We start from the raw sequence: 15,897 nt of genomic DNA on the forward strand, positions 1-15,897 counted from the left end.
GAAGCTAACCGGCCACGCCTGCGCCGAGTCTCTGAACGGAGCCGAGGAAGCGGGATATTGAGAGAGAACGCAAAGCAATGCAGGCGGGGCCTGGTTGAGCGCAGGCTAGGCCAGAGATGGGTTTCACTTTAAATTTAAATATTTTAATAAATGATATTTACCGGTTTTCATGTCTTCGAGAGTGACGGTAGAAGGACGAGCTGAATAATTTGTTTCGTACCATTCTGGTGGATTTTTAAAACGTTCATACCGACGGGTGATGGGTCTATTTTTTGTAGCAATAATAGCTAAAGGTTGTTTTGACTGATTAACAGAAATTTCTATACCAGCAGAGAACGGTATGGTTGCTGTATAGTCAAAGTCATTGCCGTGGTCGCTATAATTACCAAGATAAGTGGCATAATCCTTCCAGCGTGCAAATTCATATTGAAATTCGCCGATGATATTAATTGAATCGCCATTTACGCTACCGACATAAAGACCGGGTAGATTAGACCCTTTATCCTTGGATGTTATAGCCATGTGCCCGACAAGTAAAATATTGTCCCTGCTAGGTCGTCGATAGTTGTGTTCGTGACCATAATCATTGAATGCCCAATAGTTTGTTAACCCTAAGGATTTAATCTGCACTATCATTGATTCTGATTCGAAGCGAGAGTTGTCGTGAATAGCTTTGAAGCCAAGCCGTTTAATTCGTTCAGCTTCTTGGGCATCACGAATGAGTTTCTGTTCTAGGTTTTTAACCAAGACTTCGGCTTTGACCTTTTCCGGAGAAAGTGGATATTTTGACATCATATCCGCTAATAACTTTTTAGATTCCTGCAAATTTTGTTTCTTAATTTCGGATGAAATCGATTCAAGCAGGTTGGCTGGGGTTAATTTGAGATTAGCATTCTCAATTTCTAGGGCTGAAATTCTTTGTTTCAATTGATTAATCTCGGATTGAGAAATGCTGTTGTCCGAGGCTTTGTTGGAGCAGGCAACTGTAATTGCGATGCATAATGTTGGTATAGCAAAATCTTGAATAGATTTGGATATGTAGGATGTCATAATTTCTCCTGATAGAAGTTGTAAGGTAAATATATTTGAGTTGAAGGTTTACTATTTTTTATGAAGCCTGACGAATGAAGCTAATCGGCCCCGCCTGCACCGAGGCGAGGAGCGGAGCCGAGGAGGCAAGGAGTTGAGAGAGAGCGAAAGACAATGCAGGCAGGGTCCGAGTTGAGCGGAGGGTTAGGCGCAAGCGAGTATCTATAGCAATTTTGCTTTGTCGTTCAATGCTGGATATTCGAAAGGAAGTACTTCTACATCAGGCTGCTCGACGATCTCGGAACCCAATAGTACAGACGCCCATTGGTTGGGTGTGCGTTTGATCGTTCTGATGGTTTTAGTGGTTCTATTCGATTTAATGGTGGCAATTTTTTCTTGCAAATGAATGACGCTCCCTGTCCCTCTTAATATTTCAAGCCTACCGAGGTTTTCATTTGTTTCTGGGTCAAAAAGTTCTTCAGTTTCAAGAAAATATACTAAGAATTGATCGCCAATTTTCAATCCGTGATCACTACCTTTGTTGATAACAAGAGTGTATTCGTTGATGATTTTAACAATAGAGGCAATAAGTTGTCTTTTGGGGTTAACTTCATTAGACATTAACAGCTCCTTCTATTATATAGTTTGGAACGGATGGTTTAATGATTAACTTTGATAGATCATCGGAACGATTCTCATACAAGGCCTTCCATCTGTCTCCAAAATCGACATCAGAAATGACAGCTATTTGAATCTTTTTGTCTAATTGAATGTTAATCACTCGCCCGATCCCTACAAGTCTTTCAAGTTCGGATTCAAGTATGTAAATGGAAACGAGACTGTCATAAGTCAAAAGTGGAGTTGGATTTAATAACAATAAAGCATGTGTGGTTTGGTACGCACCAAGGGGTTTTCTGGCTATTTTTATTTTAGGTAAAAAATTATTAGAATAATTATAAGAATCAATAAAAGCTCGTAACAATACTAGGCATAGATATGCGAAAATCATAAAAATAACTATTACCCACCTTGCTTCATATTTGGTTTCTTTGGGGATTATAAATAATGATATTGTTGTAGCGAAAAACCCTAGCGCAGTGATTACCCCACCCCAGGATTTTATGGCTGCTGATAAAAGTATGTCTATCTGGGATTGTTCATGCATTACACCCTCGGAAAATGGAGGATTGGTTGGAATTGGGAACGATCTTCATGATAGTGCCTAATTAAGATTTGAACGAACAATAACAAGCAGGAATGAAAGTCGCCTAATCTGAGCTACAGGGGCGTAACTGCTGATTGAATACTAAGGTGATCGGATTGGCGACACGCTAGGGCAACCGAAGAGAGAGGTTGCCTTAACACTCGACAGAGAGAAGGACCTTAGGTGCTTCCCATGGAGACACACTGGTCTTGTATCTTCAAGAGAGATCGTTCAAACGGTCGAAACTCCGCCCCGAACGGTAGGGCCCTCCCGTCAATGACTCACGCCCCGTACTCCCCCTTCAACAGCCTCGCCCTCAGCTCCGCCGGCAACCGGCCGGCCTTGCGGTCCTGGGTGAGCATGGCTTTGTAGCGGCGGTTCTGGAGGAGGTCGGCGGCGGGGACTTTTCTCGCCTGGGCGTCCTTGAGGGTGGCGAGGAAGCCTTCCAGGTCCTTGGCGCGGTACTGCACCACCAGCAGGAGGGCCAGGGCGTCGGGGTCCACGGGCTGGCCGGGCGGGGCCTGGGCCAGCACGCCCCGGATGACGCGCAGGGCGCTGAGGGGGTCGCTGTCCACCAGGGCCTCGGCCCCCTTGAGGGCGGCGTCGTCCAGGGCGGCGTTCCTCGGCGGGGCCGGGCGCAGGGCCCACCAGGCGGCGCCACCCGCGGCCAGCAGGCCCGCCAGCCCCAGGGCCCAGGCCCCGCGGCGCCGGGGCCCGGCCTTGGCGGTGGCCTTCGCGGGATGGGGCAGGGCGACGGTCGGTTGGTCCTGAGGCCGCCAGGCGGGATCCAGGGCGGCGCGCAGGGCCTCGCCCAGCTCCTTGGCGGAGCCGAAGCGCTCCAGGGGATCCTTGGCCAGGGCCCGGGTCACCAGGTCCCGCAGGGCGGGGTTCAGGCCGTCGAGGGACTCGAGGTCCAGGTCGGGGGTGGGCTCGTTGAGGATGCAGTAGATGAGCGAGCCGTTGGTGTCGCCCTGGAAGGGGCGGTGCCCCGCCAGGCCCTCGTAGAGGATGACGCCCACGGCGAAGAGGTCCGCGGAGGGCGTGGCCTGGCCCCGGCTCAGGTACTCGGGGGCCATGTAGGCGAGGGTGCCCACCACCATGCCCGTCTGGGTGGCCTCCTGGCCCAGGGACTTGGCCACGCCGAAGTCCAGGATCTTGGCGACGGGCCGCTCGCCTTCGCGGGCGATCATGATGTTGGCGGGCTTGATGTCGCGGTGGACGATGCCCTTCTGATGGGCGGCCTGGAGGCCGTCGCAGACCTGGGCCATGGCCTCCAGGAAGGCCCGGGGCGCCAGGGCCTGGCGGCGCAGGAGGCTCTCCAGGCTGGGGCCCTCCACCACTTCCATGGCGAAGTAGAGCAGCCCGTCCGCCTCGCCGAACTCGTAGATGGTCACCACGTTCGGGTGGTGAAGCCCGGCGGCGGACTGGGCCTCCCGCGCGAAGCGGGCCTTCAGGTCGCCCAGGGCCTCGGCGTCTGCCTGGGGCCGGATGGTCTTGAGGGCCACCTCGCGCCCCAGCGTCGTGTCCCGCGCCAGGAACACCTCGCCCATGGCCCCCTGGCCCAGGGTGCGGAGGATCTCGAACTTGCCGATGTGGTCGGGCATGGGGCTTCCGGGGATGAGGCTGCGAGGGGAATGCTTCCCTGGATTCTAGAGCGAAGGCGGGACCCATCCGAGCCGCCATCAGCGTCATCGGCGAAATCGGTGGCAGACACACCTTCCTGGCGATCAGCCTGATTCATCCAGAAAAGCTGGGAACCGCGAATGACGCGAATCGCCCTGCGGGCGCGCGAATGGCGAACGATCCTGCTTCCGCCTCCACACGCGGGGCGGGCATGTCAGCTCCTGAAGGCTGCCGGACCCGCCCCGCGTGTGGCCAGCCGCGCCTCGCGCGACTGGGGGCCGAAGGCCCAGGCGGTCCATCCCCGCCGCGATTCGCGCCCATTCGCGTCATTCGCGGTTTGATCTTTTAGGGCTGACGCTCCCCGTTCAGCAGCGCGCGCAGAAGTGCGGCGGGGCGGGCAGGCGGGAGAGGCCTTCGAAGGCGAGCTCCCAGGCCCGGGCCGGGCCGCGGAAGGCCGTGGCCTCTGGCGTGAGCGCGCGCAGGGCGTGGAGGGGCGTGGGATCGCCGGGCAGGGGCAGGAAGGGGACGGGCTGGCCGGTGGCCTCGCGCAGGGCCGCGCGCAGGGCGTTCGTGAGGGCCGTGGCCTCGGGCAGCACCAGGGGCGGCACGCAAACCTCGGCGCCCTCGGGCAGGGGCACGCCGGGCCAGAGGTCCGTCTCGAAGCCGCCGTGCTGCTCGTGATCGGGGGCCTCTCGCCACTCGGGCCGGCGGAAGATCCGTTTGCGGTTCGCCTTGTCCCAGTCCGCCAGGAAGGCCTTCAGCTCCGCCTTCTCCAGGGGGCCCATGGGGGCTTTCTCCAGGGCCACGGGCAGGAGGCGCGCGATGCGGCCTGGCAGGCGCCGCACCAGCATGGGCTTCCCGTCCAGCCAGGGCAGGCCCGCGTCCAGGGCGCAGACCAGGGCGCCGAGGCGGCGGCGGTGCAGCTCCAGGGCGGCGGCCAGGTCGCAGCCGGGCGCGGGCACGAGGCCCAGCACGTTCAGGGGCAGGCCCCGGGCCTGGACGGCGTCGGCGGCGTCCAGGGGTTCGCGCAGGTCCTCCGCCGTCCGCCCCAGCACCAGCACCTGGGGCAGGCCGTGGGCCTGGATGCGCTCCACGAGGATGAGGCTGCCGTCCCCGGAAGCGCCGGGCGCCGAGAGCACAGTCCCGCCCAGCTCCGCGGCCAGCCGCAGCGCCTCGGGGTTCATCCGAGGGCCTCCACGAGCTTCTCCCGGCGGCGGTCCAGGGCCGCGGCCGCGGCGGGCAGCAGGAGCAGGTGGGCGGTGAGCACCAGCCCGAAGAGCAGCGCCATGCCCGGCACCAGCAGCCGCGGCGAGATCCAGGCCAGCAGTGCGTAGGCGCCGCCGAAGAGGCCGGCCCAGACGGCCGAAGTGCCCATGCTCAGCAGGCCCAGGGCGAAGGGCATGCTGTTGTTCTTGAGGCTGTCCATGGCCATGGGCCGGGGCGCCCAGGTGGAGGTCCACTGCCCCACGGCGGTCTGGGCCAGGAAGATGCAGCCCATGAGCAGGATGCCGCCCAGGAGGGGGATGGGGCCCGCGTGGTCCAGCAGCATCAGCAGGCCGGCCAGTACCAGCGCCTGGAGCCCCTGGTGGGCGGCCAGGCCCAGCAGCTTCCCCTTGAGCAGGTCCTCCGGCCCCACGGGCAGGAGCAGCAGGCCCTTCACGCCGTGCCGGTCCAGGCCGAACTGGTTGAACACGAAGTTGTTCGCCACCAGGGACAGGTAGGCGAAGGCCGCGGGCACGGTCCAGAGCGGGTTCGCCTTGAACTGGGCGAAGGGCCCCTTCAGCAGCACCACGGTCATGAGGGGCATGAGGAAGGCGAAGCGGCCCAGGTGGCTGCGCATGATCGTCTGGAAGTGGAGCCGGCCGAGGCCCTCCGCGGGATGGCGGAAGCTCCAGAGGCGGTGGGGCCCGCGGGTCTGCGGGGCGGCGGCGGTGCCGTTGGCCTCCCGCGCCATTAGCCGGGCGCCCAGCACCATCACCAGGGCCAGCAGGGCCAGCGGGTAGAGGTGCAGGGCCAGGGCCGCGCCCCAGTGGCCCGTCCGCGCCTGGGCCAGGCTCCGGGCGGCGGCATCGGTCGGCAGGGCACCCAGCACCCGGGCCGCACCCCGGCCCAGGGCCTGGACCTTCTCGACCTGGGCGGCCTGGAGGGGACGGGCCGCAGGCCTGGCGGCGGCGCCCGGTCCGCGCTTCGACAGGCCCGGGGACATCAGGGTGGAGCCCAGCCACGCCAGGACGGCCAGCGCCGTGAGGGCCACCCGGAGGCGCTTCACCAGGGCCGAGGCCAGGCCGCCCACGAGGAGCTGGAGGGCCAGCATCATCAGCAGCGTCTCGAGCAGGACGAGGGGCACCAGGAGCAGGGTGCGGGGCGCGGCCAGGCCGAGGCCCAGCAGCAGCCCGGTCAGGGCCAGGCCCATCGTCAGCGGCAGCATGTCCACCAGGCCCGCCGTCAGCTCCGCCAGGTAGAGGGTGCGCAGGCGCAGGGGGAAGCCGCGATAGGCCTCCCAGGCCAGCTCCCGGGCCCCGCCCAGCACGCCGCCGATGAGGCCGCCCCCGAAGCCGAAGAAGGCCAGCACGGCGCCGAGGATCGTCACAGCCACGGGCCGGTCCAGGCGGCCGCCCAGCAGCCAGCCCAGGGCCCCGCCGCCCAGGATCAGGCCCACGGCCGCGAAGGCGGCGAGGATCCCCACCACCAGGGCCAGGATCCAGGCGCCCTGCCGGCCCAGCTCCCGGGCCGAGCGGTTCCAGGTGGCCTGCCCATGGGCCGCCAGCAGCGCGCGGAAAGCCCCTACGACCATGACACCACCCCGCCGCCCTTCCTGAGGACTGAGGCCTGAGGACTGACCGTAGATATCGGACGGCGCATGCGCCATTCGATGAGGACTGCCCTCACAACCACGAGAGCGCCCCCTTCTGCCCGCCGCCCACCAGATCGACGAAGAGCTGCTCCAGGCTCTCGCCGCCGCGGCGCAGCTCGTCCAGGGGGCCGAAGCCCTTGAGGCGGCCCTCGTCCAGGATGGCGATGAGGGGGCAGAGCTTCTCCACCACCTCGAGGATGTGGCTGGTGAGCACCAGCGTCACGCCGCGCTGCTGCAGGCTCTGGAGGATGTCCTTGATGGTGCGGCTGGTGACCGGATCGATGCCCTCGAAGGGCTCGTCGAGGAACACGACCTGGGGCCCGTGGATGAGCGCCGCGCAGAGGGCCACCTTCTTCTTCATGCCGAAGCTGTAGTCCGCGATGAGGGTCTTGGGGCCCGGCGCCAGGTCCAGGGCGTCGAACAGCTCCTCCCGGCGGCCGTCGATGAGGGCGTCCGGCATGCCGTACATCCGCCCCACGAAGCGCAGGTACTGGGGGCCCGTGAGCATGTCCAGCAGGGCCATGTCCTCGGGCATGGCGCCGATCTGGCGCTTCACGGCCAGGGGATCGGCCTCGAGATCCAGGCCCAGCACGCGGATGCGGCCCGACGTGGGCTTCAGCAGGCCCGTGACCATCTTCAGCGTCGTGCTCTTCCCGGCGCCGTTGCGGCCCAGCAGGCCCAGGAAGGCGCCGGGCTCCAGGGCGAGGTCGAGGCCGTCCACGGCGACCTTCTCGCCGAACTTTTTGGTGAGGGCTTCCAGGTGCAGGGCGGGGGTCATTCGGGTGGCTTCCGTTTCACAGGTGGGGGCTTGAGCCGGCCCTCGCGCTGGAGGGCCTGGCGCAGCAGGTACTCGATCTGGCCGTTGAGGCTGCGCAGCTCCTCGTCGGCCCAGCGCTGGAGGGCTTCCAGCAGCGCCGGGTCGGTGCGGAGGAGGAAGGGCTTGCGCTCGGCCATGGAACCCTAATGGTACAGAGTGCCCGCATTCACGACGGGGTTGGCGGCGCGCTCGCTGCAGAGCACCACCAGGAGGTTGGAGACCATGGCCGCCTTGCGTTCCTCGTCCAGCTGCACGGTGTGCTTCTCGGCCAGCATCTCCAGTGCCATCTCCACCATGCCCACGGCACCCTCCACGATCTTCTGGCGGGCGGCGATGATGGCGCTGGCCTGCTGGCGCTGCAACATGGCCTGGGCGATCTCGGGGGCGTAGGCCAGGTGGCTGATGCGGGCGCCCTGCACCTCCACGCCGGCCTGGGCCAGCACGCGCTGGAGCTCGAGCTTGAGCTTGGCGGCCACCTCGTCCGTGCTGCCGCGCAGGGAGAGCTGGCCCGCTTCGTGGGCGTCGTAGGGGAAGTGGGAGGCCAGGGCCCGCAGGGCCGCCTCGCTCTGCACCGTCACGTATTTCTCGCAGTCCTCCACCTCGAAGAGGGCCTCGGCGGTGTCCACCACGCGCCACACGATGATGGCGGCGATCTCCACGGGGTTGCCGTCCTGGTCGTTCACCTTCAGGCGCTGGCTCTCGAAGCTGCGGACCTTGGTGCTGATCTTCCGCTTGCTGAGGAAGGGGTTGGCCCAGGCCATGCCCTCCTGGCGCACGGTGCCGCGGTAGTCGCCGAAGAGCTGCAGCGCCACGGCCTCGTTGGGATTCACCACGAAGAGCCCCGTCAGGGTGAAGAGGCCCAGGACGATCACCGGCACGGTGAAGACCAGGCGGGAGGGCTCTTCGATGACGGCGGCGTGGATGGTGAGGCCGCCCGCCCCGAGAATGGCCAGCAGGGCCAGGAGCAGGACGGGCAGTCCGGGAAGGGCGAATGCGGTGCGTTCCTTGAGCACGGGAACCTCCATTAGAAATCAATGTGATATCACTTTGATGTCGCGTCAAGCCCCTTCGGGCCCCGGGACCCGCCGGGGGTGGATCGCCTATGCTGGGGGCGGGAGGCGGCCATGGATCTGGGCATTCACGGCAAGGTGGCGATGGTGGCGGCCGGCAGCAAGGGGCTGGGCCGGGCCGCGGCCCTGGCTCTGGCGGCCGAGGGCTGCGCCGTGTCGGTCTGCGGCCGGGGCGGCGAGGCCCTGGCGGCGGTGAAGGCCGAGCTGGAGGCCCTGGGCGTGCCCGCCCTGGCCCTGGTCGCGGATGTGGCCAAGGCCGAGGACCTGGCCCGCTGGCACCAGGCCACGGCCGTGGCCCTGGGTCCCGTGCAGATCCTCGTGACCAACACGGGCGGGCCCAAGGCGGCCGGGTTCTCGGGGCTTTCCGATGACGACTGGGCCGCCGGGGTGGACTCCACGCTCATGAACGTGGTGCGCCTCTCGCGGCTCGTGCTGCCCGGCATGCGGGCGGCCCGGTGGGGGCGCATCGTCCACATCACCAGCCTGGTGGCCAAGCAGCCCACGCCCCTGCTCACCATCAGCTCGACGCTCCGGGCCGGCCTCTCGGGCCTCACCCGCACCCTGGCCCAGGAGACCGCGGCGGACGGGATCACGGTGAACGCCGTCCTGCCCGGCCACGTGATGACCGACCGCCAGACCCACCTGGCCGAGGTGCGCTCCGCCGCCGAGGGCATCTCCATGGACGAGTACTACGCCCGCACCGCCGCCGCCATCCCCGCCGCCCGTATTGGCGACCCCGGCGAGATCGGCGCCGTCATCGCCTTCCTGGCCAGCGCCCAGGCCAGCTACGTCACCGGCCAGAGCCTGCTGGTGGATGGGGGGCTGGTGCAGGGTACGTTCTGACAAAAATCGCCGGCCCGATGACCGGCGATTTTCGCAGGCCACAGCCTTGAACGATTTATGGTTCGAGGCGGGACATCCGGATCGCCAAGTCATCGGGGGCGACGAAGAGGAACGCACGCCCGTCCTTGATTTTCTCGAGGAGGCTGAGTTCTGCCAGCTGCAATAGGTCGGTCCGGGCGGTCTGGTAGACGATGCCATGCGCCTTCTGGTGGTCCTCGATGCGGTAGCCCACACCGGGGTGTTTCAGCGCATGGGTGAGCAGGGTCTTCTGGCGGTGGTTGAGCCTGATGCGCAGGGCGGGAGACTCGGCCAGCAGGCGCTCCATGCTTCGCTGTTCCTTCGCCTTCCGGGCGAGGTAGTCATGGAGGCTCTGGATGGCCTTCCGCATGGTGGCCAGCTGGTGGATCAGGAAGTAGGTGGTGTCCCCGCCGTCGGTTTCGGCGAAGAGGTAGGCCCGTCCATACTGGGCCGGCGCCTTGCGGAGGATGTGCGAGATGGAGATGAACTCGGCCAGCCAGTACCCGCTCCGGAGCATGGACCAGTAGAAGAGCGCCCGGGCGGTCCGGCCGTTCCCGTCCGCGAACGGGTGGTCATATCCGACCATGAAGTGCAGCAGGATGGCGCGCAGGACTGGATGCACGAAGGGGCGCTGGTCTTCGCCGGCATTGGCGAAAGCGCAGAGCCGCTCCAGGCGTTCCGGCAGCTCATGGTGGTCGGGCGGCTGGTGGAGGATGGTGCCGTCGTCGTTATCCACCACGTGGATGTCGTTGGACTGGCGCAGCCTGCCCACGTCCCGGGGGTCGTCCAGGGTGCGCTCGGACACCAGGCGGTGGATCTCCAGCAGCCGCGCCTGGGTCATGGGCTCGTTCCTGAAGCCCTGGATGGCGCGCATGGCCAGGAAGTTGTTGAAGATCATCTGCTCGCTTCGGTCCTTCGGAGCCCTGCCGGATCGGAGCATCTCGGCGGCCACCCTCCGGGTGGTCGAAGCCCCTTCCAGCTGGCTCGAGGTGATGGCCTCCTCGATGACCGATTTGAGGAGGTACCTGTCCCGGGTGGCGGGCGTGGCGGTCTCGGTGGCGGACTTGATCTCGCCGGCCGCATCCTGGTCGATGTGGTGCAGGTCGATCTGGACAGGCTCCGGGGCGCCGAAGAAGAAGGGACGTCCCTCCTTGTCCAGCAGCGGAAGGGGCTTCAGGAGGGCCTGCCGGGCCCACTTGACACCCAGCCACCAAAGCTCGTGGTCCAGACCCTCCGGGGGATCCCGATGCCTCAATTCCTCCCAGTGGAGGTAGACGTCCTTGACCAGGGGGCCCGGCTGGTGCTCAAGGATCTTCTGGATATCTCCAGGTTCAATGACTGAAAGGAGGCTGGATATATCTGGAGGAGGGTGAGGGAGTTTCATGGGTACCTACTAATTGATAATCCAATTAGGAATTCGTTAGTAGGTTAGAGCGGGACGAGGTGAGTGTCCATGAAAAACTAAAACTGAAACCAATTAGTAGCAAATTGACACATCAAACAAACGTCTGGGGACGGTCCATCGGTGGTCGCTGATGCAGGGCCTTATTCAACAAAAATCGCCGGCCATCGGCCGGCGATTTTCGCAGGGAACAGCCCTCACCCCTTGAACGAACTCACCGTCTCGAAGTAGTGGGCGAAGGCGGCGATGCCGCCGCTGGCCTGCTCCCAGTCGTAGTTCTCGTTGGGGGCGTGGTAGCCGTGGCTGGGGAGGCTGAGGCCCAGGAAGAAGACCTCGCAGCCCAGGATGTCCTCCATGGTCTTCACGGCGCCGATGCTGCCGCCCTCGCGGGTGAAGGAGCAGGGGGCATTGAAGGCGAACTTGTACGCGTCCTTGATGGCCTCGGCGTAGGGGCCGGTCACGTGGCCCTTGAAGGGGGCCAGGCCGTGCTCTTCGTGGAACTGCACGTCGGGGAAGTGCTCGTTCACGAAGGCGCGGATGCGCTCGATGGTCTTCGCCTCGTCCATGTCGGGCACCAGGCGGCAGGAGAGCTTCACCTCGGCCCGGGGCGGCACGGCGCTCTTGATGCCGGGGCCCGTGTAGCCGCCCACGACGCCGTGGACCTCCATGGTGGGCCGGCCCCACACGCGCTTCATGACCTTGATGGGATCCTCCGTGCGCATGCCGGTGATCATGTGGTCCTTCTTGAAGGTCTCCACGCTGAAGCCCGCGTGGGCCCACTCCTCCAGTTCCTGCTTGGAGGGCTTCACCACTTCGTCGTAGAAGCCGGGGATCTTCACCTTGCCGGTCTCGCCGTCCATCATGGCGGCGACCACCTTGATGAGCTCGGCCAGGGGGTTGCGCGCCGCGCCGCCCACCACGCCGCTGTGCAGGTCGTGGTCCGCCGTCTCCAACGTGAGGCGGAAGCCCTTGAGGCCGCGCAGCCCGGCGGGGGTGCTGGGCTTGCCGCGGGTGATCCAGACCGTATCGCTCACCACGATGGCGTCGGTCTTCAGGCGGTCCTTGTGGCGGTTCAGGCCGCCCTCGAAGCTGGGCGAGCCGATCTCCTCCTCGGTCTCCCACAGGAAGTGGATGTTGAGGGGCACGCCCGCCTTCCGGGCGGCCAGGGCGCCGAAGAAGGCCGTCACCGCCGGGCCCTTGTCGTCCGTGCTGCCGCGGCCCCGATAGGTATCGCCGTCCACCACGAAGGTGAAGGGCTCCGCCGTCCACTCGGGCTCGTTGGCGGGCTGCACGTCCATGTGGTTGTAGACCGTGATGGTCAAGCAGCTGGGATCCTCCCCGAACCAACCGTGGATGAGCGGGTTGCCGCTGGTCTCCAGGATCTCGGCCTTGCCCCCGTGCCGCTCGAAGAGCGCCCGCGCGGCCTCGGCCACGCGCCGCACATCGCCCTGCCGGGCCGGGTCGGCGCTGATGGAGGGGATCTCCACCAGGGTCTTCAGCTCCGCTTCGAAGGCCGCACGGCTCGCGCTGGCGAACTGCCCCAGGGCTTCACGGGTGAGAAGGGACGGATTCATAGACGCTCCGGAAAGGGTCAATCATCATCCCACAACCGGAAGTCTTGTCTATTAAGGGATCTATGGGTCGCCCATCCCCTCAGCCCGGGTAGCCCCCCGCCACCTTCAGCCCGGTCCACTCCGGCAGTCCCAGGGCCAGGTTGAGGTTCTGCACGGCCTGGGCAGCCATGCCCTTGCCGAGGTTGTCCAGGGCCACCATCACGGCCCCGTGGCCACCCCTGGCCGCCACCGCGATGTCCGCGAAGGCGCTCCCCGTGGTGGCCGCCACCCGGGGCGACCCATCCACCACCCGCACGAAGAAGCGGTCCTGGTAGAAGGCCTCGTAGCGGGCCCGCAGCGCCCCTGCGTCCACTCCGGCGGGCAGCGGGAATTGCGCGGTGGCGAAGATCCCCCGCACCATGGGCGCGCTCTGCGGAACGAAGCTGAGGGGCGCCTCCCAGCCTTCCGCCGCCAGGGTGCGCAGCACCTCGGCCTCGTGCTGGTGGCTGAGCATCTTGTAGGCGCGGAAGTCCGCGGCCCGCGTCGGATGGTGGGTGGTCTCGCTGGGCGCGGCGCCCGATCCCGAGGAGCCCGTGGCCGCCGTGACCGCCACGAAGGCGGGCTTCCACTGGGCCAGAGGTAGCAGGGCCAGCTGCAGGGCCGTGGCGAAACATCCCGGATTGGCGATGCGCCGGGCGCCCTTCATGCGCACGGGCTTCCAGTCCACCAGGCCGTAGACCCAGGCGGGATCCAGGCGGAAGTCCGTGGAGAGGTCGATGACGAGGAGGCGCTCCAGGAGGTCGTGATCCTTCCCCGCCGCCTCGATCTCCGGCCAGAGCTTCCCCAGCTCGCCGTGGGGCAGGGCCGAGAAGAGGACGGGGTTCGGGCTCTTCGCCAGGGCCGCCCAGTCCGGCGCGGCCTCGAAGCTGCCCTCCACCAGACCGCGCAGGTTGGGGTGCTGGGCGTGGAAGGGCTTGCCCGCGTGGCTGCGGGCCGTGCCGCGCAGGGAGGCCACCGCCGGATGGTTCGAGAGCCACCGCAGCAGCTCTCCCCCGCCGTAGCCCGACGCGCCGAGGATGAGGACATCGACTGAGGTCATGGGAGGTCCTGGGACAAGAAATCTAACCGCAGAGAACGCAGAGGGCGCAGAGAACTGCAACGAATGGCCTGTTCTTTCCCTCTGCGATCTCTGCGCTCTCTGCGGTTAATGGTTTTCAGACCTTCGCCGAGATCTTGGGCTCGACGAGGCCGAGGACGAACTTGCCGAGGGCGTCGGCGTCGGCGCGGGCATTGCGGGCGGGGAGGCCGAGGGTGGCCACGAAGCGCTCGCCCACGCGGTTGTCCGTGGCGGGGCCGGCCACCAGGTCCGTCTGGATGCCGAAGGCGGACTTCAGGTACTGCACGCCGCCCGCCGCGCCCACGGGGTCGTTGGCGCAGAGGAGGAAGGCGCCGCCCAGGGCCTTGAGATCCGGGTCCGCGAGGATGGCCTGGACCCCGTACTCGCCCATGATGCCGTCGCCCGTCTCGGCCACGATGACGTCCACGCCGTGGGTCGCCAGCTCTGAGAAGATGATGCGCGACATGGCGGCGGCGGAGCCGGCGTCCGTGCAGACGCTGCCGGCGTCCGTGAAGTCCAGGGCGACTTCGGCGCCGTAGTCCCGCATGGCCAGGGCGTCGCGCATGAGCGACACGCCCGTGAGCTTGCAGCCGCCCACGCGGTAGCCCGCCCGGCTGAGCACGCGAATGGCGGCGCAGGCGGCGGCCGTCTTGCCCGCGTTCATGCAGGTGCCGGCCACGTAGACCACGGGGCAGTGGGGCGAGAGGCTGGTGCCCTTGAGGGCGCCCATGCGGATGTGGGCGGGCTGGCCGGCGCGGGACTGGAACTCGGGGAAGACGAGCACCTGGCCCAGAACTTCCAGCTCGAAGGGCTTGCCCACGTCGGGATTGTGGGAGAGGCACTTGCCGAGCACGCCGCCCATGTTGAGCAGGTTCACCGTGTCGCCGGGCTTCAGGGACTCGGGCATGACGCCCTCGTAGCCCTGCAGCGCGTTGCGGTGGCCCAGGGCCCCCACGACGATGTCCCCGTCATGCAGGGTGCTCATGCGCCCGTGGGGATCCTCCAGCTGGTTGTAGGTGGTCTTCTCGCCGCGGATGCGGCAGGCGATGACCGAGCCCTCCTCCAGGAGGATCTCCGGCCCGAGGGTGAGGGTCCGGCCCAGCCGCAGGTTGCGGGTGACCGAGGCGAGCTTGTCGACGTGGATGCGCATGGGGACCTCTGATGAATCCGGGGATCAGTTCGGCTTGGCCTTGAGGGTGAGGACCTGCTGGACGCCGAAGAGCTTGGCGAAGCCGGCGGCCTCGTCGCCGGTCCAGAGCTTGTTGGCCTCGCCGTAGGTGGCGATGCGGGGGTCCATCAGGGAGTAGGGCGACTGCACGCCTTCCACCACGAAGGCACGGGGGTGCAGGGTGAGGCGCACCTCCCCGCTCACGCGGTCCTGGCTGGACGCGAGGAAGGCCTCCAGGTCGCGGGCCAGGGGGTCGAAGAAGTGGCCTTCGTGGAGGAGGGAGCCGTAGAGGTTGCCCAGGCTCTCCTTCCAGAAGAGCTGCTTGCCGCTGAGCACGAGCTTCTCCAGCTCCCGGTGGGCGCCGATGAGCAGATGCGCGGCGGGGGCGTCGAAGCCCACGCGGCCCTTGATGCCCAGGATGGTGTCGCCCAGGTGAACGCCCCGGCCGATGCCGTAGGGGCGGCCCACGGCGTTGAGCTGGGCGATGAGGGTGACGGGGTCCATGCTGTTGCCGTCCAGGGAGACGGGCACGCCCTGCTCGAAGCCGATGACGAGCGACTTGGGGGCCAGGGTGCCGATGACGCCGCCGGGGAAGGCCGCCTCGGGCAGGGAGGTCCAGGGGTCGAGGGTCTCGCGGCCGCCCACGCTGGTGCCCCACATGCCCTCGTTGATGGAGTAGTCCTTCGTCTTCGGGGGGAAGATCACCCCCCGGTCGGCGCAGTAGGCCATCTCCTCGGCCCGGGAGAGGGCCAGGTCGCGGATGGGGGTGAGCAGGCCCAGCTCGGGTGCCAGGGCGCGGAAGGCCACGTCGAAGCGCACCTGGTCGTTGCCGGCGCCCGTGGAGCCGTGGGCGATGGCAGCGGCGCCCATGTCCTTGGCCAGCTCCGCCACGGCCTTGGCCTGGCAGACCCGCTCGGCGGAGACGGACAGCGGATACATCTGGCCCCGCAGCACGTTGCCGTAGACCAGGTAGCGCAGGTAGCCGTCGAAGAGCCCGGCCCGGGCATCCACCGTGGTGTGGCTCACGGCGCCGAGCTTGGGCGAGGCGGCCTCGATGCGGGCCAGCTCCTCGGGCGAGAAGCCGCCGGTGTTCACCGTGACCGTGGCCACGTCGTAGCCCTGCTCCTTGAGGTAGAGCACGCAGAAGGAGGTGTCGAGACCGCCCGAGAAGGCGAGAACGGCGAGCTGGCTCATGGGGA

General features: G+C 65.6%; 15 protein-coding genes. 1 reads left to right on the forward strand and 14 read right to left on the reverse strand.

What is annotated here, in order from left to right; translation table 11 throughout:
* Positions 1–123: 123 nt before the first annotated feature.
* The 9 genes from ML539_RS11085 to ML539_RS11125 form a co-directional block, all read right to left on the reverse strand.
* Positions 124–1,050, reverse strand: coding sequence for a hypothetical protein (locus tag ML539_RS11085; RefSeq protein ID WP_243323866.1), 927 nt, complete (start codon positions 1,048–1,050; stop codon positions 124–126).
* 201 nt (positions 1,051–1,251) lie between these two features.
* Positions 1,252–1,650, reverse strand: a complete 399-nt coding sequence (locus ML539_RS11090) for a hypothetical protein (RefSeq protein ID WP_243323868.1) — start codon at positions 1,648–1,650, stop codon at positions 1,252–1,254.
* A complete protein-coding gene (locus ML539_RS11095) occupies positions 1,643–2,194 on the reverse strand; it encodes a hypothetical protein (protein ID WP_243323869.1) in 552 nt (183 codons plus the stop codon). The genes ML539_RS11090 and ML539_RS11095 overlap by 8 nt, the downstream gene beginning before the upstream one ends.
* A gap of 320 nt (positions 2,195–2,514) precedes the next feature.
* On the reverse strand, positions 2,515–3,837 hold the full coding sequence (locus tag ML539_RS11100) for a serine/threonine-protein kinase (RefSeq protein WP_243323875.1): 1,323 nt from the start codon (positions 3,835–3,837) through the stop codon (positions 2,515–2,517).
* Positions 3,838–4,221: 384 nt separating this feature from the next.
* Entirely contained in the window at positions 4,222–5,040 is an 819-nt protein-coding gene (locus ML539_RS11105) for a hypothetical protein (RefSeq protein ID WP_243323877.1), read from the reverse strand.
* On the reverse strand, positions 5,037–6,650 hold the full coding sequence (locus ML539_RS11110; protein WP_243323879.1) for a hypothetical protein: 1,614 nt from the start codon (positions 6,648–6,650) through the stop codon (positions 5,037–5,039). Before ML539_RS11110 ends, ML539_RS11105 begins: the two co-directional genes overlap by 4 nt.
* A gap of 91 nt (positions 6,651–6,741) precedes the next feature.
* Positions 6,742–7,488: an ABC transporter ATP-binding protein gene (locus tag ML539_RS11115; RefSeq protein WP_243323882.1), complete on the reverse strand. Its 747-nt coding sequence runs from the start codon at positions 7,486–7,488 to the stop codon at positions 6,742–6,744.
* Positions 7,485–7,664 carry an Arc family DNA-binding protein gene (locus ML539_RS11120; RefSeq protein ID WP_243323885.1) on the reverse strand — a complete coding sequence of 60 codons (180 nt, stop codon included), beginning with the start codon at positions 7,662–7,664 and terminating at the stop codon, positions 7,485–7,487. The genes ML539_RS11115 and ML539_RS11120 overlap by 4 nt, the downstream gene beginning before the upstream one ends.
* A gap of 6 nt (positions 7,665–7,670) precedes the next feature.
* Entirely contained in the window at positions 7,671–8,552 is an 882-nt protein-coding gene (locus ML539_RS11125) for an SPFH domain-containing protein (protein ID WP_279341624.1), read from the reverse strand.
* Positions 8,553–8,651: 99 nt separating this feature from the next.
* On the opposite strand from ML539_RS11125, the gene ML539_RS11130 reads away from it, so the two are divergent.
* On the forward strand, positions 8,652–9,440 hold the full coding sequence (locus tag ML539_RS11130) for an SDR family oxidoreductase (protein ID WP_243323888.1): 789 nt from the start codon (positions 8,652–8,654) through the stop codon (positions 9,438–9,440).
* Between the two features lie 55 nt (positions 9,441–9,495).
* On the opposite strand, the gene ML539_RS11135 is transcribed toward ML539_RS11130, so the two are convergent.
* From ML539_RS11135 to argG, 5 genes are all read right to left on the reverse strand, one after another.
* Positions 9,496–10,842, reverse strand: coding sequence for a Fic family protein (locus ML539_RS11135; protein ID WP_243323892.1), 1,347 nt, complete (start codon positions 10,840–10,842; stop codon positions 9,496–9,498).
* Between the two features lie 215 nt (positions 10,843–11,057).
* Entirely contained in the window at positions 11,058–12,434 is a 1,377-nt protein-coding gene (locus ML539_RS11140; RefSeq protein ID WP_243323894.1) for a M20/M25/M40 family metallo-hydrolase, read from the reverse strand.
* 79 nt (positions 12,435–12,513) lie between these two features.
* Complete coding sequence (argC, locus tag ML539_RS11145; RefSeq protein ID WP_243323895.1) at positions 12,514–13,512, reverse strand: N-acetyl-gamma-glutamyl-phosphate reductase; 999 nt, start codon at positions 13,510–13,512, stop codon at positions 12,514–12,516.
* 115 nt (positions 13,513–13,627) lie between these two features.
* The gene (locus tag ML539_RS11150; protein ID WP_243323896.1) at positions 13,628–14,680 is read right to left on the reverse strand and encodes a hypothetical protein; all 1,053 of its coding nucleotides are present in this window, start codon (positions 14,678–14,680) and stop codon (positions 13,628–13,630) included.
* A gap of 24 nt (positions 14,681–14,704) precedes the next feature.
* The gene (gene argG, locus ML539_RS11155) at positions 14,705–15,892 is read right to left on the reverse strand and encodes an argininosuccinate synthase (RefSeq protein WP_243323897.1); all 1,188 of its coding nucleotides are present in this window, start codon (positions 15,890–15,892) and stop codon (positions 14,705–14,707) included.
* Positions 15,893–15,897 lie beyond the last annotated feature (5 nt).

The organism is Geothrix sp. SG200 (genome assembly GCF_022808935.1).
Classification (GTDB): domain Bacteria; phylum Acidobacteriota; class Holophagae; order Holophagales; family Holophagaceae; genus Geothrix; species Geothrix alkalitolerans.

What these genes read in the sequence shown, in the direction of transcription:
- ML539_RS11085 (WP_243323866.1), bottom strand. Translation starts at nt 1,050, where the DNA reads ATGACATCCTACATATCCAAATCTATTCAAGATTTTGCTATACCAACA.
- ML539_RS11090 (WP_243323868.1), bottom strand. Translation starts at nt 1,650, where the DNA reads ATGTCTAATGAAGTTAACCCCAAAAGACAACTTATTGCCTCTATTGTT.
- ML539_RS11095 (WP_243323869.1), bottom strand. Translation starts at nt 2,194, where the DNA reads ATGCATGAACAATCCCAGATAGACATACTTTTATCAGCAGCCATAAAA.
- ML539_RS11100 (WP_243323875.1), bottom strand. Translation starts at nt 3,837, where the DNA reads ATGCCCGACCACATCGGCAAGTTCGAGATCCTCCGCACCCTGGGCCAG.
- ML539_RS11105 (WP_243323877.1), bottom strand. Translation starts at nt 5,040, where the DNA reads ATGAACCCCGAGGCGCTGCGGCTGGCCGCGGAGCTGGGCGGGACTGTG.
- ML539_RS11110 (WP_243323879.1), bottom strand. Translation starts at nt 6,650, where the DNA reads ATGGTCGTAGGGGCTTTCCGCGCGCTGCTGGCGGCCCATGGGCAGGCC.
- ML539_RS11115 (WP_243323882.1), bottom strand. Translation starts at nt 7,488, where the DNA reads ATGACCCCCGCCCTGCACCTGGAAGCCCTCACCAAAAAGTTCGGCGAG.
- ML539_RS11120 (WP_243323885.1), bottom strand. Translation starts at nt 7,664, where the DNA reads ATGGCCGAGCGCAAGCCCTTCCTCCTCCGCACCGACCCGGCGCTGCTG.
- ML539_RS11125 (WP_279341624.1), bottom strand. Translation starts at nt 8,552, where the DNA reads ATGGAGGTTCCCGTGCTCAAGGAACGCACCGCATTCGCCCTTCCCGGA.
- ML539_RS11130 (WP_243323888.1), top strand. Translation starts at nt 8,652, where the DNA reads ATGGATCTGGGCATTCACGGCAAGGTGGCGATGGTGGCGGCCGGCAGC.
- ML539_RS11135 (WP_243323892.1), bottom strand. Translation starts at nt 10,842, where the DNA reads ATGAAACTCCCTCACCCTCCTCCAGATATATCCAGCCTCCTTTCAGTC.
- ML539_RS11140 (WP_243323894.1), bottom strand. Translation starts at nt 12,434, where the DNA reads ATGAATCCGTCCCTTCTCACCCGTGAAGCCCTGGGGCAGTTCGCCAGC.
- argC (WP_243323895.1), bottom strand. Translation starts at nt 13,512, where the DNA reads ATGACCTCAGTCGATGTCCTCATCCTCGGCGCGTCGGGCTACGGCGGG.
- ML539_RS11150 (WP_243323896.1), bottom strand. Translation starts at nt 14,680, where the DNA reads ATGCGCATCCACGTCGACAAGCTCGCCTCGGTCACCCGCAACCTGCGG.
- argG (WP_243323897.1), bottom strand. Translation starts at nt 15,892, where the DNA reads ATGAGCCAGCTCGCCGTTCTCGCCTTCTCGGGCGGTCTCGACACCTCC.